General features: G+C 61.6%; 19 protein-coding genes. 13 read left to right on the forward strand and 6 right to left on the reverse strand.

The window, feature by feature from the left end; all coding sequences use genetic code 11:
* Window positions 1–60: 60 nt before the first annotated feature.
* The gene (locus RO009_19135) at window positions 61–1,026 is read right to left on the reverse strand and encodes an AraC family transcriptional regulator (protein ID MDT3687147.1); all 966 of its coding nucleotides are present in this window, start codon (window positions 1,024–1,026) and stop codon (window positions 61–63) included.
* Between the two features lie 217 nt (window positions 1,027–1,243).
* Between RO009_19135 and RO009_19140 the strand changes: the two genes are divergently transcribed.
* From RO009_19140 to RO009_19160, 5 genes are all read left to right on the forward strand, one after another.
* Window positions 1,244–2,071, forward strand: a complete 828-nt coding sequence (locus RO009_19140; protein ID MDT3687148.1) for a transglutaminase family protein — start codon at window positions 1,244–1,246, stop codon at window positions 2,069–2,071.
* A gap of 71 nt (window positions 2,072–2,142) precedes the next feature.
* The gene (locus tag RO009_19145) at window positions 2,143–2,889 is read left to right on the forward strand and encodes a peptidase (protein MDT3687149.1); all 747 of its coding nucleotides are present in this window, start codon (window positions 2,143–2,145) and stop codon (window positions 2,887–2,889) included.
* Window positions 2,890–3,040: 151 nt separating this feature from the next.
* On the forward strand, window positions 3,041–5,323 hold the full coding sequence (locus tag RO009_19150) for an EAL domain-containing protein (protein MDT3687150.1): 2,283 nt from the start codon (window positions 3,041–3,043) through the stop codon (window positions 5,321–5,323).
* Between the two features lie 97 nt (window positions 5,324–5,420).
* A complete protein-coding gene (locus tag RO009_19155; GenBank protein MDT3687151.1) occupies window positions 5,421–6,176 on the forward strand; it encodes an SDR family oxidoreductase in 756 nt (251 codons plus the stop codon).
* An 84-nt stretch (window positions 6,177–6,260) separates the two neighbouring features.
* On the forward strand, window positions 6,261–7,511 hold the full coding sequence (locus RO009_19160) for a nucleoside transporter C-terminal domain-containing protein (protein MDT3687152.1): 1,251 nt from the start codon (window positions 6,261–6,263) through the stop codon (window positions 7,509–7,511).
* A 26-nt stretch (window positions 7,512–7,537) separates the two neighbouring features.
* Here RO009_19160 and RO009_19165 read toward each other — a convergent pair whose 3' ends face one another.
* Both RO009_19165 and RO009_19170 read right to left on the reverse strand, forming a co-directional pair.
* A complete protein-coding gene (locus tag RO009_19165) occupies window positions 7,538–7,840 on the reverse strand; it encodes a hypothetical protein (protein MDT3687153.1) in 303 nt (100 codons plus the stop codon).
* A 113-nt stretch (window positions 7,841–7,953) separates the two neighbouring features.
* On the reverse strand, window positions 7,954–8,223 hold the full coding sequence (locus RO009_19170; protein ID MDT3687154.1) for an usg protein: 270 nt from the start codon (window positions 8,221–8,223) through the stop codon (window positions 7,954–7,956).
* Between the two features lie 303 nt (window positions 8,224–8,526).
* Here RO009_19170 and groES point away from each other — a divergent pair, with 303 nt between their 5' ends.
* From groES to RO009_19205, 7 genes are all read left to right on the forward strand, one after another.
* Entirely contained in the window at window positions 8,527–8,841 is a 315-nt protein-coding gene (groES, locus tag RO009_19175; GenBank protein ID MDT3687155.1) for a co-chaperone GroES, read from the forward strand.
* 28 nt (window positions 8,842–8,869) lie between these two features.
* A complete protein-coding gene (gene groL / locus RO009_19180) occupies window positions 8,870–10,507 on the forward strand; it encodes a chaperonin GroEL (protein ID MDT3687156.1) in 1,638 nt (545 codons plus the stop codon).
* A 519-nt stretch (window positions 10,508–11,026) separates the two neighbouring features.
* Complete coding sequence (locus RO009_19185) at window positions 11,027–11,470, forward strand: thioesterase family protein (protein MDT3687157.1); 444 nt, start codon at window positions 11,027–11,029, stop codon at window positions 11,468–11,470.
* A gap of 67 nt (window positions 11,471–11,537) precedes the next feature.
* Complete coding sequence (locus RO009_19190; protein MDT3687158.1) at window positions 11,538–11,870, forward strand: hypothetical protein; 333 nt, start codon at window positions 11,538–11,540, stop codon at window positions 11,868–11,870.
* 431 nt (window positions 11,871–12,301) lie between these two features.
* Window positions 12,302–12,916, forward strand: coding sequence for a peptidoglycan-binding protein (locus RO009_19195; protein ID MDT3687159.1), 615 nt, complete (start codon window positions 12,302–12,304; stop codon window positions 12,914–12,916).
* A gap of 120 nt (window positions 12,917–13,036) precedes the next feature.
* Entirely contained in the window at window positions 13,037–13,324 is a 288-nt protein-coding gene (locus tag RO009_19200) for a hypothetical protein (protein MDT3687160.1), read from the forward strand.
* A gap of 365 nt (window positions 13,325–13,689) precedes the next feature.
* Complete coding sequence (locus RO009_19205) at window positions 13,690–14,892, forward strand: NAD(P)/FAD-dependent oxidoreductase (GenBank protein MDT3687161.1); 1,203 nt, start codon at window positions 13,690–13,692, stop codon at window positions 14,890–14,892.
* 121 nt (window positions 14,893–15,013) lie between these two features.
* Here RO009_19205 and RO009_19210 read toward each other — a convergent pair whose 3' ends face one another.
* Together RO009_19210 and RO009_19215 are read right to left on the reverse strand one after the other, a co-directional pair.
* Window positions 15,014–16,447, reverse strand: coding sequence for a DUF1254 domain-containing protein (locus tag RO009_19210; GenBank protein ID MDT3687162.1), 1,434 nt, complete (start codon window positions 16,445–16,447; stop codon window positions 15,014–15,016).
* A 416-nt stretch (window positions 16,448–16,863) separates the two neighbouring features.
* Window positions 16,864–17,718, reverse strand: coding sequence for a GNAT family N-acetyltransferase (locus RO009_19215; protein MDT3687163.1), 855 nt, complete (start codon window positions 17,716–17,718; stop codon window positions 16,864–16,866).
* A gap of 385 nt (window positions 17,719–18,103) precedes the next feature.
* Between RO009_19215 and RO009_19220 the strand changes: the two genes are divergently transcribed.
* A complete protein-coding gene (locus RO009_19220) occupies window positions 18,104–18,910 on the forward strand; it encodes a DUF72 domain-containing protein (protein ID MDT3687164.1) in 807 nt (268 codons plus the stop codon).
* Window positions 18,911–19,331: 421 nt separating this feature from the next.
* Here RO009_19220 and RO009_19225 read toward each other — a convergent pair whose 3' ends face one another.
* On the reverse strand, window positions 19,332–20,291 hold the full coding sequence (locus RO009_19225) for a DUF1775 domain-containing protein (protein ID MDT3687165.1): 960 nt from the start codon (window positions 20,289–20,291) through the stop codon (window positions 19,332–19,334).
* Window positions 20,292–20,303: the final 12 nt, after the last annotated feature.

Genomic DNA, 20,303 nt, shown 5'->3' on the forward strand with positions numbered 1-20,303 from the left:
CGGCAAAAGAAACGGCCGCCCGATACGGGCGGCCCGGATACGCAACATCGGATTGGAAAACTACACGGCAGAGCCGCGATACTGCGTCGGCGTCGTGCCGAACCTGCGGCGGAAGCAGCGGTTGAAATAGGTCGCATCGGCAAAGCCGCAGGCGAGCGCGATTTCGCCAATCTTCAGGCGATCGCATCTTTGATCCGCCAGCATCGCACGCGCCTTCTGCAAGCGCAGTTCCAGCACGCGCTCCGAGAAGGTCGATCCGCTCTCCTCCAGCAAAAGCTGAACGCTTCGCGGCGTCACGCCGAGCTTTGACGCCGCGGCCGCCGCGGAAAAGGATGGATCGCAGAACCTCGCCTGCATGAGATTCAACAGCTCGTGCAATCTGGCGCCGCGCACCCCGCGCATCGACGCAACCACCGCCGCATCGCGATCGGCGCCGAGTGCGAGTGCTACCAGATCGACGATAGCCGTCCCGGCGAAGGACCGCAGTTGCGGCGACTGTCCGAGGCCGTCGGAGTCTTGCAGCAGGTCGAGGTATCCGCAGAGATGCCGCATGGCCGGAAGGTCCGCCGGAACACCGTGGGACATGCGATCCAGTGCATCCGGAACCAGTTCGAGCAGCGCGCGCTTGGGAAATGTCAGGCTGGTAAAGATCAGGTCGCCGCGGGTCTCGCCGCCATTGCAGCTCCTGCCTTCAAAAAGCATTGCCGAACCGGGCGTCAGCGTGAACTCCTGCGGCCCATCCCAGCAAAGGGTTGGCTCGCTTCCGCCAGCAATCAGCAATGCAAAATTGTCATCGGCACGCGGATCGCGCGGCCTCGACGCGCGTGTGAGCGTGCTTGAAACGCTGCCAAGTCCGACATTGCCCAAAAATTCGAAACTCATGTTCAGCGAGAATGGGCGGTCGGGGGACTTGGTGCAGTCGAGCGAACCGTAAACCGCCGCCGCGAAATCCTGCCAATGCGCCAGCCGCGCCGGTTCGTCGTAGTCAGGCGGCAGATCGTCGGTGGAATAGGCAAGCTTCTGCATCGTGTCCCCTTCCGATTCAGACCTTTGCCTTTGTCACGCGAGACCGCCGTTTGGTTCAGCGGACAGGCCCTGCAACCATAGCCTAAAGACCGCGCAGACGGCCCCCTCATGGCCGGACATGACGGTGGACATCCCCGCGCCATTGGGCATTAGTTTTGCAGGAGAAACCGCGTCAGAACCGCCATTTCGGACTGCATTTCCCTCCACCACGGGCCCTATGCGCATCCAGATCGCTCACGACACCAGCTACCGCTATGCGCAGCCGGTCTCCAGCATCATCCAGACGCTGCGGCTGACCCCGCGCAATCACGACGGGCAATATGTGGTGTCGTGGCGCATCCACCTCTCCGCCGATTGCCCGCTCATCGGCCACGACGACGCGTTCGGCAATCTTACTCACACCTTCACCACTGACACGCCGGTGCAGGAGCTCGTCGTCCGCGTGGAAGGCGAGGCCGAAACGGAAGACACGCAGGGTGTCATCCGCGGCGCCATCGAGCGATTTCCGCCATCCCTGTTCCTGCGCCAGACGCAACTGACCGCCGCAGACGAGCCCATTACAGAGTTCGCCGCACAGATCGCGGCCGAAAGCGGCAAGGACGAATTGAACCGGCTGCATGCCATGCTCTCGGCCCTGAACAGGGAAATCACTTTCGATACCGATCCGACGCATCCCGCCACCACCGCCAGCGAGGCCTTCGCAATCAGGCGCGGCGTCTGTCAGGACATCACCCACATTTTCATTGCCGCCGCGCGCAGCCTGCAGATCCCGGCGCGCTATGTCAGCGGCTATTTCCATCGCGCCGACGGCGTCGTACAGCAGGAAGCCGGCCATGCCTGGGCCGAAGCGCATGTTCCACATCTCGGCTGGGTGGGTTTCGATGCCACCAACGGAATTTGCGCAACTGACGCCCATCTGCGGGTGGCGATCGGACTGGATTATCTCGGCGCGGCGCCTGTGCGCGGCGCGCGCTTCGGCGGCGGTGCCGAAGACATGTCGGTCGTCATCAATGTGGATCAGGCTATGCGCCAGACGCAGAATTGAGGGCCTCGTTGTTGCCGCCCGCGCGCAATGATGGCTATATCGCCGCGCCGGAACAAAAGGCGCATTTGAACATGACGTATTGCTGCGGAATTCTGGTCCGCGAAGGCCTGGTGATGATCGCCGATACCCGCACCAATGCCGGGCTCGACAATGTCTCCACCTTCCGCAAGCTCCATGTCCTCAAGCATCCCGGCGAACGCGTCATGGCGATCGCCTCGTCAGGCAATCTGGCGTTGAGCCAATCGGTGATCAGCATTCTCACCGAAGGCCTGGAGAACAAGGAGACCGGCGAACTGGAAACCCTGATGAACGCGCCGACCATGTTCCAGGCGGCGCAGCGCATCGGCAAGGTGATCCGCAGCATTCACGACACCGAAGGCGCCGCCCTGGAATCCGCCGACGTGAAGTTCGACGTCTCATTGCTGTTCGGCGGCCAGATCAAGGGCGAGCGGATGCGCCTGTTCATGATCTATTCAGCGGGCAATTTCATCGAATGCACAACCGACACGCCCTATCTGCAGATCGGCGAGCACAAATACGGCAAGCCAGTGCTCGACCGTGCGATCTCCTATGGTGTCGATCTCTATGACGCCCTGAAGATCGGACTGATCTCCATGGATTCCACCATGCGCTCCAATCTCGGCGTCGGCATGCCGATCGACATTTTGGTGGCACGGCGCGACACCTGCGACGCCGAATTGTCCTACCGCATCGAGCCGGGCGAGCCGTATTTCCACGATCTGCGCGAGCGCTGGTCGGCCGCCTTGCGGGCGGCGCACATCGCCATTCCGCGTCCGCCTTACGCCGGATCGGCCTGAAACCGGAAGTTGTAGCAACGCTTCGTTAACCACGTTGGCTAAAAGACCGCTGTGGTGCGCCGGTGCGGCAAGGCACGGCTTCCTCAACAACCATTTACAAGCATTCTGTCCCTAATTTTCGGGCCAAATCCGAGAGGTTAGGGGCAGCACGGTGACGGCCACCCGTTCACAGTTGGCCAACGGCGGAGTGAAGTCGAGCTGGGATCGCGCGCGGCTCGGCATCGTCATTCCCATCAGCGTTATCGTGGTGGTTGCGATCATCTGCATCGTGGTCGCGGTGACGACGTCGGCGAGACGCGCCGACGAGGTTGCGCTCGATCACGAGAAGCGTCTGTTCACGCGCGCGATTGTGACGCACGGCGAACAGATTCTGCGCGAGTTGGCAAGTGTCGCGTCGACCCCGCAGGCCATCCGCTCCATTCGCAATAATTTCGATCCCTCCTGGACCCAGCGGCGGCTCGGCCTCTGGCTGAAGACCCATTTCGATCACGACTTCATTTTCGTCGCCAACGACTCAGATCATCTCATTTATGCGCTGCTCGGGCGCAACAGCGTCGAACCGAGCTGGTTCAATACCATCCTGCCGGAACTGAATCCGACCATCGATTATATTCGCGGACGCTCCGGCAACCACCCGAGCGGCGCCGTCACCATCATCGAGCATGACCGGCAGACGCAAGGCGATCCGTCCAATCGGGCTTCGCTGATTCAAAAGTTTCTCGGACGCCCCGCCATTGTCGCCGCGGTTCTGGTCACACCCGACGGCAATGTCACCGCCGAAGACCGCCGCACCTCCCCCATCGCCATGTCGGTCAAGTTTATCGATGAAGACGTTCTTTCGATGATTGCCGGACGGTTGCAGTTGATCCGGCTGCGCGGGGAAGGCGCCGAACCTGTGGACGAGTCCGACTACGCCTTTGAGCTGAAGGATGATCACGACCGGAAGATTGCCGGATTTGTCTGGACGCCGAAGCGGCCCGGTTCGGAAATCGTCGCCAGCGTCGTTCCGTTCATCGCGGTTGCGTTTGCCGGCTTCGCGCTGCTGACGGTGCTGGTCTATGGCTATATCCGCCGCAGCGCCGCGACCATTGCCTCCGGCGAGGAGCGGTTGCGCTATCTCGCCATGCACGACGCCCTATGCGGGCTGCCGAACCGCAACTATTTCGGCGAAGCGCTGGAATCGGCGATCCGGAACGTTCGCCGTGGCGGTGAGCCGGCGGCGGTCTTCTATATCGACCTCGATCATTTCAAGGATGTCAACGATACCCTCGGTCATCCCGTCGGCGACGAATTGATACGCTGCGTCACCGCGCGCCTCAGCGGCACCCTCAGGCCGGACGATCTCGTGGCGCGGCTTGGCGGCGACGAATTCGCGGTGATCACGACCCTCGCCACCGACATGCCGACCCTGCAGCGGATTGCCGACCGCATCATCTCGGCCTTGTGCGCCCCCTATTGCATTAACGGCCACGATATCCTGATCGGCGCCAGCATCGGCATCGCAGTCATCGATAGCCGCTCCGGCACCGGCGCGGCCGACATCATGCGTTACGCCGACATGGCGCTTTACCGCGCCAAGAATGAAGGCCGCAACCGCGCCTGCATCTACGACGCGGCGATGAATGCCGATCTCTCGAACCGCAAATCGCTGGAGCATGACCTGCGTCAGGCCATCGACAATAACGGCCTGCGTCTGCTCTATCAGCCCATCGTGAATGCCTCCGGCGACACCATGATCGGCGTCGAGGCGCTGGCGCGCTGGTCGCATCCGGAGCGCGGCGATGTCGAGCCGTCGCAATTCATCCCGATTGCCGAGCATTCCGGCCTGATCATTGACCTCGGCGAATGGGTGCTGCGTCAGGCCTGCCTCGACGGCAAGGCCTGGCCCGCCCTCACCATGGCGGTCAATGTCTCGCCCATCCAGTTCCGTCGGCCGGACTTTGTCGACATGGTCGAGCGCATTCTTGCGGAGACGGCGTTCAATCCCTCGCTGCTCGAACTGGAGCTCACCGAAAGCACCCTGCTCGGCAATGTCGATTCCGCCGAAATCGCGATGCACCGTCTGAAGGCGATCGGCGTGCGGCTGGCGCTGGACGATTTCGGCACCGGCTATTCCAGCCTCGCCTATCTGCGGCGCTTCCCCTTCGACAAGCTCAAGATCGACCGCAGCTTCGTACGTTCGATCGAGCGCGCGCCGGACGCCGCCGCTATCGTGCATGCCATCGTGAGTCTGGGGCGCGGCCTCGGCATGAAGGTCACCGCCGAAGGCGTCGAGACGGCCGAGCAGCAACTGTTCCTGCGCGCAGCCGGCGTGCACTGCATGCAGGGCTACCGCTTCGGCAAGCCTGGCTCGGCGAATATCGTCGGCACGCGCCTTGCCATGCGCTCAACTCACCGCAGCATCGTCAGCGACGCCGCCGCGCTCGCGGGCTGACGCCCACCCCATTTGTCGTCATTGCGTATTGCGGTGAGTTGAGCAGCCTTTAGGATGGCCGGCCGACCGATGCTGTTTTCATAAAAAGGAGTTTGTTATGGCGGGTGGGAAAATCGCGCTTGTCACGGGCGCGGGAACGGGCGTTGGGCGCGCGGCTGCCCTGGCGCTGATGAAGGACGGGTTCGATACCGTGCTTGCCGGCCGCCGCAAGGAGCCGCTCGAGGCCGTCGCCAATGAAGGCAAATCCTTCGGCGTGAAAACGCTCGTCGTGCCGACCGACGTCACCGACCCGGCCTCGATCAAGGCGCTGTTCGCCAAGACCAGGGAAACTTTCGGACGCCTCGACGTGCTGTTCAACAATGCCGGCGTCGGCGCGCCGGCGGTGCCGCTGGAAGATCTCCCCTTCGACAAATGGAAGGCCGCCGTCGACACGAATCTGACCGCGCCCTTCCTGTGCACGCAGGAAGCCTTCCGCATCATGAAGGACCAGTCTCCGCGCGGCGGACGCATCATCAATAACGGCTCGATCTCGGCGTACGCACCGCGGCCGATGACCGTCGCCTATACTGCGACCAAGCACGCCATCACCGGCCTCACCAAATCAACCGCGCTCGACGGCCGCCCCTATGACATTGCCTGCGGCCAGATCGACATCGGCAATGCAATCTCGCCGCTCACCGAACGGATGGCGGAAGGCGTGATGCAGCCCGACGGCACCAAGCGGCCGGAGCCGCGCATGCCGGCGGAAGATGTTGGGCGCGCCATCAGCTACATGGCGAGTTTGCCGCTCGAGTCCAACGTGCTGTTCATGACGGTGATGGCCACCAAGATGCCGTTTGTCGGACGCGGCTAGCGGCCCGCACGCGGCAAAGAGTTCGGGCTCGGATTGCGCCGAACGGCTATGCTGCCCCTCGGGATTTTTGGCCCGGGGGAGAGGATGCAGATCTTGCAGTCGCTGGCGGGCGTCGCCGTCCTGCTGGCCGTTGGCTGGCTGATCAGTGAGAACCGATTTGCGGTGTCCTGGCGGCGTGTGGGCGTCAGCCTCGCGCTGACAGTCCTGCTCGCCGTCCTGCTGCTGAAAGTGCCGCCGGCGCGCGCGGCCTTCGCAGCCGCCAACGGCGCGGTCGATGCCATAGCGGCGGCGACCCGCGCCGGCACGAGCTTCGTCTTCGGCTATCTCGGCGGCGCGCCACTTCCATTCGAGCCCAAATTTCCCGGCGGCGAATTCATACTCGCCTTTCAGGCGCTGCCGATCGCGCTGGTGATGAGCGTGCTCACCACCATTCTGTTCTACTGGAAGATATTGCCGCCCATCGTGCGCGGTTTCTCCTGGGTGCTGGAGCGCACGCTCGGCATCGGCGGCGCGGTCGGACTGTCCACCGCCGCCAACATTTTCGTCGGCATGGTGGAAGCGCCGCTGTTCATCCGCCCGTACATGGCGAAGCTGACCCGCGCCGAATTGTTCATCGTGATGACCGGCGGCATGGCCGGCATCGCCGGCACCGTGCTGGTGCTCTACGCCACGATCCTCAAGCCGCTCATTCCCGACGTCGCCGGACACCTGCTCATCGCCTCGGTGCTCGGTGCCCCTGCCGCCATCCTGATCAGCGAGTTGATGGTGCCGGAGACGCGCACAAAGAGCACAGGCGCCCAATTGGACGAATTGCCGCCCATCGCCACGAGCACCATGGACGCCATTGCCAAAGGCACCAGTGTCGGCCTTGAGCTTCTGCTCAATATCATCGCCATGCTGCTGGTGCTGGTGGCGCTGGTTCATCTCGCCAATGCGATACTGGGTCTTGTTCCCGACATCGGCGGAGCGCCGGTGACATTGCAACGCATGCTGGGCCTCGTCATGGCGCCGGTCTGCTGGCTGATGGGCCTGCCCTGGCGCGAGGCGGTGACTGCCGGCGAGCTGATGGGGATAAAGACCATCCTCAACGAGTTCATCGCCTATGTGGAATTGTCCAAGCTGCCGCCCGACGCGCTCGGCGAACGCTCGCGCCTGATCATGCTCTACGCGCTGTGCGGCTTCGCCAATTTCGGCTCGCTCGGCATCATGATCGGCGGGCTCACCGCAATGGCGCCCGAGCGCCGCGACGAGATCGTCTCGCTCGGGCCGAAGACGATTGTCTCGGGCACGCTCGCGACCTGCGTGATCGGGGCGATTGTGGGTGTGCTCTACTGAAAACTGACTCGCCTCATTCTGAGGAGCTAACGCACGCTGGACCAGACGATATAAAGACCGTCATTCGTCTGTACATCGTGCGCGATCAGCGCGTGCGTCTTCGTGCCCGCGCCGCTGGCGGCGACGCCGTTGGCCAGCGCGAAAATGTCACCGACCTTCTGCGCCGCTTTCGCTTCGGCCACGAGTTGCTGTGCGCGGTCGGACAAGGTGACGATGGTGGCGGGCGTGTCGGCCGCAGCAGACGTCTCTGCCGCAGGCGGCCGCGCAGGATGCGCGGCGCTGCCGCCGGTATGCAGCGCAAGTCCAGTCAGCGTCGTGATGGCGACCATGATAGGGCCTCAAGCGTCGGTGACGTGAGGCCACGCTAGAATGCGAAGATTGAATCAACGGTGAATCGCCAGCGCAGAACGTCCGGTATAATGGTGCGATCTGCCTGCGGCTATTAGTGTAGCCGGAAGACGCCGTCGACCGCCTTCAATTCCGCCGGCTTGATCAGTCGTGAATGCGCGATCGTCACTGAATGCAGGATGCCTTCCAGCGACTTTTGCCAGAAGTCGAGAAAGCCCTGCAGTTCGGGGAAATCCGGGCAAAGATCGTAGCTTTGCCAGACATAGGTCTGCAGAAGCCAGGGATGGTCGGGACGCCGATACAGGATCTGTGCGGTGGTCAGGCCGTAGCCGTTAACCTGTCGCCGAAAATCTTCCGAAATCATGCGAATCCTCAGAGCTGATTGCGCTATAAGTCTTTCGCCGCGGCTCGCTTATCTCAAGCAAAAAAAGTAAATAAAGTTCCTAGAATCAAGGCGTTAGCAGCATCCGGGCGCGATTGCTGACACTCGTGTTAACGCTCCCGCGAGATGGTTACGGCTACTAGCAATCACCCTTGACGAGTGCTAAAAATTCCGCGAAACCCTCTTGCGCAGGGTCAAGCCGCGCCTAAATCCGCGGCCAGACGGGCTTCCAGCCCGTCTTCCGTTTCCGAAATTGCAGACTCTTCAAAATCTTAGGAGGATCCCATGAAGTTTCGTCCGCTTCACGACCGCGTTGTCGTCAAGCGCATCGATGCCGACGAAAAAACCGCCGGCGGCATCATCATTCCTGACACCGCGAAGGAAAAGCCGCAGACCGGCGAAGTAATCGCCGTGGGTCCTGGCGGCCGTGACGAAACCGGCAAGCTCACTCCGCTCGATGTCAAGGTCGGCGACCATGTCCTGTTCGGCAAGTGGTCCGGCACCGAAGTGAAGCTCGATGGCGTCGATTACCTCATCATGAAAGAGAGCGACATCATGGGCGTGCTGGAAGGCAGCGCCGCCAAGAAGAAGGCCGCCTGAGGCCAAACCGATTTAGAGGATCACAAACATGGCAGCTAAAGACGTCAAGTTTTCCGTCGAAGCGCGCGAGAAGATGCTGCGCGGCGTCGACACTCTTGCAAATGCGGTCAAGGTGACGCTGGGCCCGAAGGGCCGCAACGTCGTCCTCGACAAGTCCTTCGGCGCGCCCCGCATCACCAAGGACGGTGTGACGGTCGCCAAGGAAATCGAGCTGGAAGACAAGTTCGAGAATATGGGCGCGCAGATGGTGCGCGAAGTCGCCTCGAAGTCCTCGGACCTCGCCGGTGACGGCACCACCACCGCCACCGTGCTCGCCCACGCCATCGTGCGCGAAGGCGCCAAGTCGGTCGCGGCCGGCATGAACCCGATGGATCTGAAGCGCGGCATCGATCTTGCCGTCGAAGCCGTCGTCGAGCATCTGAAGACCAACTCCAAGAAGGTCACCTCGAACGAGGAAATCGCCCAGGTCGGCACCATCTCCGCCAACGGCGACACCGAGATCGGCAAGTTCCTCGCCGAGGCCATGAAGAAGGTCGGCAACGAGGGCGTGATCACGGTCGAGGAAGCGAAGTCCCTCGAGACCGAGCTCGATGTCGTGGAAGGCATGCAGTTCGACCGCGGCTACATCTCCCCCTACTTCATCACCAACGCCGACAAGATGCGCGTCGAGTTCGACGACGCCTACATCCTTGTCTATGAGAAGAAGCTGTCGGGCCTGCAGGAATTGCTGCCGCTGCTCGAGGCCGTGGTGCAGACCGGCAAGCCGCTGGTCATCATCGCCGAGGAAGTGGAAGGCGAAGCGCTGGCGACCCTCGTCGTCAACAAGCTGCGCGGCGGCCTGAAGGTTGCCGCCGTGAAGGCGCCGGGCTTCGGCGACCGCCGCAAGGCCATGCTGCAGGACATCGCGATCCTGACCGGCGGCCAGGCGATCTCGGAAGACCTCGGCATCAAGCTTGAGAATGTGACGCTGGCCATGCTCGGCCGCGCCAAGAAGGTGATGATCGAGAAGGAGAACACCACGATCGTCAACGGCGCCGGCAAGAAGGCCGACATCGAGGCGCGCGTGAACCAGATTAAGGCGCAGATCGAGGAGACCACCTCGGACTACGACCGCGAGAAGCTGCAGGAACGTCTCGCCAAGCTCGCGGGCGGCGTCGCGGTGATCCGCGTCGGCGGCGCGACCGAGGTCGAGGTGAAGGAGCGCAAGGATCGCGTTGATGACGCGATGCATGCGACGAGAGCCGCGGTCGAGGAAGGCATCCTGCCGGGCGGCGGCGTCGCCCTGCTCCGTGCCACCGAGGCGCTGAAGCGCGTGCGCACCCATAACGACGACCAGAAGACCGGCGTCGACATCGTGCGCAAGGCCCTGCAGGCACCGGCCCGCCAGATCGCCCACAATGCGGGCGAAGACGGCTCGGTCATCGTCGGCAAGATCCTGGAGAAGGATCAGTATTCCTACGGCTTCGACGCCCAGAACTCAGAGTATGGCAACATGCTCACCAAGGGCATCATCGACCCGACCAAGGTCGTGCGCGCCGCGATCCAGAATGCCGCGTCCGTCGCCGGCCTTCTGATCACGACCGAAGCCATGGTCGCCGAACTGCCGAAGAAGCAGGCGGCCGCTCCGGCGATGCCGGGCGGCGGCATGGGCGGGATGGATTTCTGATCCAGCCGCGAATACGAGGTTTGAAAGGGGCCGCTCACGCGGCCCCTTTTGTTTTGCCGCCGCCCGGCGAACGCAACGATTCCGAAATCGGCTTCGCCGATTTCGGGCGGCCGGCGGCATGGTCGGAATGGACTTTTAAGTCCATTCCGACCGACTTCTTTAAGTGCCGAAGTCGGGCAAGCCCGACTTCGGTGGCGGGATGGATTTCTGATCCAGCCGCGAATACGAGGTTTGAAGGGGGCCGCTCACGCGGCCCCTTTTGTTTCGTGTATTCGTAGGGTGGGCTGAGCGCAGCAAAGCCCACCGTTCATTGCGGTGGGCATTGGTGCAACGCACTGATGCCCTGCCTACAATCTGCTATGCCTTCTCCATTGAACTACGCAATCTGAGAGAAGACTTCACCGCCTTGTTCATGCCTTTCCCCGGAAGAGACGGAGCAAGCAGATGGCGGCCGTGCCTGCAGGCTTGATCAGGCAATGACGTACAGACTGAATAACCAAAGCGACTGGAGGATGGTTCATGATGACAAGTCAGGATGACGGGGCCGCGCCACTTTTCACCTTGCGCTTGCCGGTCCGGTTCACCCATACCGATCCGGCGGGCTATGTATTTTTTCCGCGCTATTTCGAGATGCTGCAGGCCGTGGTCGAGGAGTGGTTCACCCATGCCTTGCAGCAACGATATGCCGACCTGATCAACAAACGTCGGCTCGGCACTCCCACCGCCACGACTCAATGCACTTTCCTGAAACCGTCACGGCTCGGCGATGAAATTGCCCTGGCGGTCAAGCTGGAGCATATTGGCAACTCGTCCTTCCGGCTGCGCTTTATCGGCACCGTCGAAGGCAATCTTCGGCTTGAGGCGGTATCGACGCTGGTGATGATCTCCCTTGATGACGGCGCTCCCCGCCCAATCCCCCAGGATCTGCGCGCACGCATGGAAGCTTATCAGGCTGGCAAGTGAAGCAGCCAGCGGGAACCAGTCACGGTTCTGATCGCGACAGACAAGTGAAAGCCGAGGTCTCTTGAGAATGTCATTCAGAGTGTTTTTGGCAGCCGCTGTTTCTTTCGCCATGACCATCCCCGCGCATGACGCACTGGCGGCCGGCAAGAAAAAGCCGACCAAGGTCATCGTGAAGAAGCATGTGTGGAAGGGGTACGGGTTCCTGCCCGGCTATCCGCGCAACGCACGCGAGCGCCGGCGCGACAAAGTGTTCTCGGAGCCGCGCTATTTCGACTGGGACGGCCGCGTTTATTACGGCTTCGGTAGGCCCGGCTTCTATCGCGGGCAATATAACGGCGGCAGCTTCGGCCCGTGCTGGACCTCGACGCCGATCGGCTGGATGTGGAATTGCGGGATGTGACGGTTCGGCGGGATCGCAAATACCGGCCGCGCGAAGCGGTTTCTTCGTTCGGCATGCATTGCGCTCTCAACGGCGCCTTTCGATCACATTCTTGTGGAGCCGGTCTTTCCCCTGTCATTCGACTCGGAAACGACGTACGTTCGCGCACAGCTCAAGCACGCGCTTGAACCGAGATCTGCCCAAAACGGCGACGCACAGAAGTCTCCGCTTATAGCAATTGGCAGTCCTGGTGCCCCTTGGCCGGCACGTGCTCAAACAGAAAAATCGACTTGTTGCGCATCGCGGAGGCGCTGAGACAGCGCGATGCCATCAACATCATTCCACGCGGTTTACAAAAGCGACCGCCGCAGCGACGGCGTTCCTCGCTCCCGCTTGCCGACGAGAGCTGAGTGCAGGCCCGAACGTCGGATAAGCCGATCAGGAGAACGATGATGAAACCGTCACTCAAAGCAATGTACTTCGGCGCAGTTGCGCTTGCAGCCGTTGCAGCCGCCCTTGCAACGTTCCCGACCGCTTCCTTTGCCCAGACACAATCGCCCGCCGCATCCACAACAACGGCCGTTCCTGAAGCCACCGTCAAGGCGCTGCAGGAGGCCCTCAACAAGCAGGGCATTGCGGTGAAGACTGACGGCGTTCTGAACGAGGAAACGCGTGCGGCGATCAGAACATATCAGACGCAGCATCACCTGCCGGTCACGGGCGAGCCCGACAACGCAACTCTTGCAAAACTTGCCGTCCGCCAAAGCGCAGCCCCTGGACAAACGACGACCACAGGCGCCTCGCCTCACATGATGAGCCCGCAGCAGATGATGCAGGGCGGCATGATGCCGGGCGGAATGATGAACTGCCCGATGATGCAGGGTCAGGCGCAGTCCGGCGCAATGCAGGGCCAGATGCAGCGGGGGCAGATGCCGGCAGGCTCGATGCAGCAGGGCGCGATGATTGCGAATGCCCAGGTGATGCAGGGAATGATGCAGATGATGCAAGGCATGATGCAGGTCATGCAGGCACAAATGCAGCCGGGACAGGCCCCGACCGCACAATGAGGTCAGCGGCCGCCGGGCCAGGTGTCAATGAGCGCAGCGGCCATCATGACGGTCGGCACAAGGACCGGCACAAGGTATGTGCAAAACGGTGTGATACATCGTGTCGTGATGGAGGTGACAATGACAAAGTTGCCTTATCTTCGGACAATGTTTGCAACCTGCATGCTGTTTCAGGTTGTTTACGTCCTGTGCGTATTTCTTTGGCTCACAAATCCGGACCTCAAGGGTCATGCGCTGCTGCCGGCCTTCTTCCCGAACTTCACGCTGCTGACGCTCGGCAGTTTCATCTACGGTCTGATAGCAAGCATGATCTACGGTTGGATCACAGCAATCATCTTCGTGTTCTTCTTTAACCTGTGGCCGGCGGTAGCGGCGCCAGTCGTCGGGCCAAGGACTGCTTCACTGTAGAGTCGGTCCTCGCCCGGTTTTTATGCTTGCCCATCCCATGACGCATCCGCCCGTCATGGCTGCCGCACCAATCGCGAGTCATCTGCTGCGTAGCGCGGGGTGTGATGTCTTGACTGAACAGCTGCGGGCGGTCGGCGCGATCACGCCCCTCGACAGCAATGCGCATCTCATCTGAATTGGTTCAGAAACGGACGCTTCTTCCGATCGATAAAGGCCCGCCTCTTCTGTGTGAACCGGCTCACAAACTTCTCCGCTCATAAACGCTAGCCCTTCCGGACTTTCCGTTCGCGGAATGGCGGATCAAACCGCCGCGCACACTGTTGTGCGCTTGATGACACCCGCTTGTCACAAAGGGGAGAAACCGCATGACCAAACCATTCGACGCAATAGTCGTAGGCGCACGCTGTGCCGGGTCACCGACGGCGATGTTGCTGGCTCGAAAGGGCTATCGGGTCCTCCTGGTCGACCGCGCAACCTTTCCGAGCGACACGGTGTCCACGCACATCCTGCACCCCCTCGGCGCAGCAGCCTTGGCAAGATGGAGCCTTCTCGACCGACTGGCCACGACCGGGTGCCCGCCGATCCACACCTATGCCTTCGATTTTGGCCCCTTCACGATTGCCGGCGCGCCAGGGACAGCGGAAGCACCGGTCGCCTACTGCCCGCGGCGGACGATACTCGACAAGCTGCTGGTCGACGCCGCGGCTCAATCCGGCGCGGAGATCCGCGAAGGTTTTGGCGTCGAGGAGGTCTTGATCGAGGATGGGCGTGTGGTTGGCATCAAGGGTCGCTCGAAGCATGGCGGCTCCGCGGTCGAGCGCGCTCAGATTGTCGTCGGCGCCGATGGCAGACGCTCGTTTGTGGCCGAAGCAGTCCAACCCGAACACTATGACGAGAAGCCCCCGCTCCTCGCCGCATATTACACTTACTGGCGCGGGCTGCCGATGGACGGCCGATTCGAAACCTATATCCGCGAGAGACGTGGATTTGCGGCCGTTCCAACGCACGAAGACCTGACGCTGGTCATTGTCGGATGGCCCTACGCGGAACTCGCGGAGATCAAGAGAGACATCGAGGGAAACTACCTGAAAGCGATCGCGCTCGCGCCGGCTTTCGCTCAGCGCTTGCGCGGCGCCAGGCGGGAGGCGCCCTTCGCCGGTGCGGCCGTGAAAAACTACTTTCGCAAGCCTTTCGGCCCCGGCTGGGCGCTGGTGGGCGATGCGGGCTACAACAGGGACTTCATTACCGGGCAGGGAATCATGGATGCCTTCCATGACGCCGAGCTCTGCGCGGCCGCGCTCGACGATGCCTTTTCCGGAAGGCGGCTGTTCGACACCGCGATGGGTGAGTACCAGCGCACGCGTGACGCGCGGGTCAAGGCCATGTACGACTTCACCTGCGAGCTGGCGACGCTCGAGCCCCCGCCGCCAGAGATGCAGCAACTGTTTGGCGCGATCCACGGCAACCGCAACGCCATGGACGCATTCGTGCGGATGAACGCCGGGACCATATCGCCGGCAACGTTCTTCGCGCCGGAGAATGTCAGCGCGATCATGGCCGCCGCTTGAGGCACGGTCGGGCGATGACAAGGTCGCTCCTCGCTTGCGGCGGATAGCGACGATCGCACGCACGCGATGCAAAAGGCCCGGGAGATCCCGGGCCTTTTCAGTTGTCATCAAGGCTGCGTAACTATTCAGCCCCCATGCCGGTAAGAGAGTGATTGCGTGTCACGGCCGGCGGATTCCACCTCCCGGTGAGCGCCTCCGATTTCGGCGCGTAGAGCCGCATCAGCAGGTTGAACGGACCTTTCGGCGCCGGAAGCCAATTCGCCTGCTTCGTTGGTCCAGGATTCTCGTTCTGGAAATACAGGTCGAGCGAGCCGTCGGCGTTGTAGTTCAGCGGCATCCAGCTGCTGAGATTGAAGCGGTTGAGCGGGTTCGGCACCTGAAAGCCATCGGAATTATAAAGCGTGATCGACCAGAAGGCATTTGCCGGCGGCAGGCTTCCCTTGTCGAAGTGGAGCGCATAGACGTTGGCACCGTCGAGTGGCCGGCCGAGGTCATCGGCAAGGTTCATCGGGTAGATCGCGTCCTCGGGCAGGTTCGCGCCAAGACCCACTTTGGCGACGATGGCGCGTTTCAGATAGTAATTGCCATACACGCCCATGGTGTCGGTATTCATCGACCAGCCGTTGGCAACGCGCGCGACCGTCGGCATTTTCCACTCCATCAGCCGTTGCGCCTCCTGCGGCGCGCTGGTCAGGGCCTTGCGGACGACAGGATCAAGTTTCTCAACCTCAAAACTCTTGCCGGGCTCGAAACCGATCTTGCCCAATTGCGCCATCATCGGTTCGTCGGTGACGTGCGGCGGGATCGTCTTCATCAGTTCGGCCGCGTAGGCGAAATACTTGTCCGCCGGCATGGTGTCCACCTGAACCTTGGGCGGCGTTTTCATGTCCACGACCGGATCGATGATTGCGGTCACCGGCACCGGCGGCTTGCCCCATTGCGACAGCGGCGTGACCTTGTATTGCGCCTGGATCGTGTTGACGGCTCCGTAGTCGGACGGGCCGTCCGTCTTGGTGCGGCCGATGATCCAGACGATGGGAGTCGGCGCCTTGATCTGCGCCATTCCTGACGGCACGGTGCCGCTCCAGCCGGGCGGGGTTACCAGAAAATTGCCCGCCTGCGCGCCGGTGGTCCGCCAGCCGGGTGAGGCAAACACGTCGCTCCACATGTCCAGCATTGGCAGAAGATAGTAGCGGCCATTCGTGTCGGGCGCCGACACCACCATCGGCTCCTTGTTCATATCGAGCCATGCCGCGGAATAGAGCGTGTCGAAGTTGTAGCGCACGACACTTTTGTCGGTCGCCGGTGGATATGATGACATGCTCCAGAACGCATTCATCGGGCCTCGGCCGGGCACCTTGCCGGGCTCCATGTTTGTGAACTGCTTCCTGGTCACGTCCATCGTGACCAGAGGATAGAAATAAAGATAAGCGTCGACGCCGATGGCGCGCGCCTCCTCTTCCGTGACGGCTCGTGGGTGATCCTGCGCTATCGCACTTGATGCAAGCGCGAAGGCCGTCAGCATGCTGAGCGTCAGCATGAGCTTCCTAGGCATATCCCTGCTCCTTCAGCTTGATGCGTCTCGACCGAAATGTTTCATTCGTGGATGACGGCAATAGCTGACCTCGCGGTGTACCGCTGGTCACATCTCGTAGAAATGTGCTGAATTGTTTGCTGAAGGCGTCGATCAATCAATTCAAAACAGGCTACGTCGAAAGCGGTAATCGACGCAAAGAAGGCCTACATCATGCCCAACGCATTACAACTGTCGGAGATCACGGGATTATCCAATGTCCCGCATATCTGGCCGTCATGAGCGCGGCGGCTCACATTGATGTGATTGTCTCAGCGCGGCCTTTGAAAGAGATTTTTCTCAATTGATTATTTTCGAACGCTATGCCTCACCGCTAAATCAGCGTGGATGAATCGCAGTAGATTCGCGCCCGCCGCGCAAGCGGATGAGCGCCGCTCTTATCCGAGTTCGAAGGTGGTGACGCCGAAGACGCGGTCGATCCGAAGCGGCGGGACGGGTGCCGTATACATGCGCGCGGTCTCGAAGACAGGCGCGAGACCAAACGCCTTTGCCAGTGCGACCGCCTTCTTGTTGATAGCCGGAACATCAAGGAAGATGTCGCCGCCTCCCGTCGCTGTGAGCAGCGCGAGCAGCACCGCTTCGGCTGCGCCACGATCGTCGGCGACCAGCGGCCCGATCTTGAAGCCGGTGCGGCACGGGCGGATGACACCCCACCCCGCAAGTATGCCGTCTCGTATCAATGCGCGACCGATATGTCCGGCAGAGCCAACCCAACTGCGCAGGAAGGCCGGCCGGCGCGCCGGAAAGACCGTCGCGTCGCTCGCTGCGATATGGTCCAACGGCACGTCGGTGAGAGCAACGATGCCTTCGCGTGGTGCGGCAGCCGGGGCACGTATGGTGCCGCCATGGCGGATATTCGCATAGGCATACACAAAGCCGGACCTTTCGTAATTGCGCTGCTGCGCGACCACGCCGTCGAGACCGATCACGCGCGCGCCTGCATGGGCGGTCGCCTCACTCCAGATCCGCAAGCCGTAGCCTCGTCCGCGCAGATCGGGCCGAACGATGTAGAAGCCAAGGAATGAGAACCGCGCATCGTAGTTGACGCAGGAGACGGTCGCAGCCGGCGCGCCGTCGATCTCGCCGATCAGGAAACCGTCGGGATCGACGGTGGCAAAGCAGGCCGCATCGCCAAGACCGGGATTCCAGCCCTCCGTCGCCGCCCAATCGACGGCGATGGCAACTTCGCCGGGTCGCATCGGACGGATGTGAAGGTCAGCCTCGTGTGCCATTTTCGCTGTGCATGTCAAATACAAGCTGGTCGAAAGTCCGGTCCTTGTGACGTTCCTGATGTTCGCCCGCTCAATATGTTGCCCTGAACGGCCCCTTGCCGTAGCCCCAGTCGAACTTGTAGTTCAGACCGGCGCGCACAACCTGCATGTCACGTCGTCGTGGTCATGCATATAGCAGACGTCCGTGAAAACATTATTGCACGACCTGGTCTGGACGTCGCCGAATACGGCATAGAGATATTCAGCCGCCAACCCGGAAGCGGCTAAGATTGGGGCAGATTGGGCGTCAAGGCACCCCAAGCTGAAAAGAAAATCAAACTGACCATACCCACCGTCCATTTGACGCGTGCCATTCTTCGCGGCTGAATGGCGCCACGGAGGACGCATGTCAGCAAAACAAGGGCATATCTATACCGGCATCGGCGGCTGGAATTACGAGCCGTGGCGCGGCGTGTTCTATCCGAAAGGACTGCCGCACGCGCAGGAACTGCGCTATGCAGGCGAACGGCTGACCTCGATCGAGGTCAACTCCACATTCTACAGCACACAGAAGCCCGCGACTTTCAGGAAATGGGCGGGCGAGGTGCCGGACGGCTTCATCTTCTCGCTGAAAGGACCGCGCTACGCGACCAATCGCCGTGTGCTGGCGGACGCCGAAGATTCCGTTAAGCGTTTTGTCGAGTCCGGGATCGCAGAACTCGGCGACCGGCTCGGACCCCTGCTCTGGCAGTTCGCGCCGACCAAGAAATTCGACGCCGCCGATTTCGGCAAGTTTCTTGAATTGCTGCCTCCCAAAATCGGCAAACAGAAACTCCGTCACGTTGTTGAAGTGCGGCATGACAGTTTCTGCACGCCCGACTTCATCGCCCTCTTGCGCAAATTTAATATGCCGGTCGTGTTCTCCGAACACGCGACCTATCCGGCGATCGCCGACATCACCGGCGATTTCGTCTATGCGCGCCTGCAGAAAGGCCAGGAGAAGCTCACCTCCGGCTATCCGCCGAAGGCGCTCGACGCCTGGGCGAAGCGCGCGCAGCTTTGGGCCAAGGGCGGCGCGCCGGACGATCTGCCGGTCATCGACGCCAAGTCAAAGCCTGCGAAGCAGCCGCGCGATGTCTTTGTGTATTTCATCCACGAAGCGAAAGTGCGCATGCCGGCGGCGGCGATGGCGCTGATCGAACGGCTGCGGTGACGACGACAAATTGAGGGTTGGTTTGGGCGAAGCGAAACCCGTACGAACCGAAATCCACCCAATGTAGTCGTGAAACTGATGGGTCGCGCCTCCACGCCCCCGCTCTGCAAGCCCCCAATCTTCTACCTGCGAGCAACGCGGCGAATATCCGAACCTCACCGCGAGGAAGACGCACTCGCGGCCCGAGGATCGCATGTTCTATGAGCATGACAGAGGCAGAATCCGGCCGGAACACCGTCTCAATACCGCGCGGAATTTCGGTCGCTCGCGCGAGGGGCCCCCGGAGACAGCCGAGGAATACCGGAACAACACGCTGTTCGGCGTGCGCTACCTTCGGCGCAGCGACAAGGCTTATAGGAATTTTGTCACGTGAAACGACGGCCGATCCCGTTGAATCTGCAGCGGGATCGGCCTGGTGTCGTCAATGACCGGAGTGGCCGCCCGCCGCCGGCGCGCCGCCGCCGATCGGCCCGACCTTGTATTGAACCTCGATCGTTCCCGCCTTCTCAAAAACCAGCGTGCCCTTCGCCGTTTCGCCTTCCTTCAGGCCGCGCTTCAGATCCATGAACATCAGGTGATAACCGCCGGGTTTGAGTTCGACGCTTTCTCCCGGCTTGATCTCAAGGCCTTTCGCAAGGTGGCGCATCTTCATGACGCCGTTGTCCATGGCCATTTCATGCACCTCGAAACGGCCGGCGGCCTCCATGCTGCCTCCCACCAGCCGGTCGGGCTCCCGGCCGGTGTTGGTGATTTTCATATAGCCGCCGGCGACCTTCGCGCCGCCGGGCGTCGCCCTTATCCACGGCGCCTCGACTGTCAGCGCGCCGAACTTGACGTTCTGCGGCGTCTTCTCCACTGCCTGCACCAGAATGGTAAGCGACGGCGCCGGAAATTTTAGCGCATGCGCATGCTGTCCCGCCGCCGGAATTTCGCTCCAGCGCGCTTCGCCTTTCTCGCATTCCTGCGTGACCGGCACATGCAGCTTGCCCGCCGGCAGTTCGGCAGCGACATAACCTGAAAACACGAATTCGTCGTAATGCGCGTCGGACAGCTTGCCGGTCCAGATGATTTCCTTCACGCCCTCCGACAATTGCGCGCCATGATAATAGGCATAGGTCCTGGCATATCGCCCTTTCACGGTCTCGAGTTGCCAGCCGGCCTTCGGCATCGGCTTGACGGCGATCATGCCCTCCGGAATTTGCGCCTTCACCTTCAGCGTCGGAGTGCCGTCGCAACCATGCGGCACCCGTAGCACCGCCTTGTAGGGCGCGCCGGCTTTCGCATCGCGCACTTCCAGCGTGACATGCGCCGAAGCCGCCATTGCCAGGCAGGGCAGCGCAAGCAGGGAGATTGCGGCTTTCTTCATAAAGCGATGCATCATCATGATCCTCAT

The sequence above is a fragment of the Pseudorhodoplanes sp. genome, assembly GCA_032027085.1.
Lineage (GTDB): Bacteria > Pseudomonadota > Alphaproteobacteria > Rhizobiales > Xanthobacteraceae > Pseudorhodoplanes.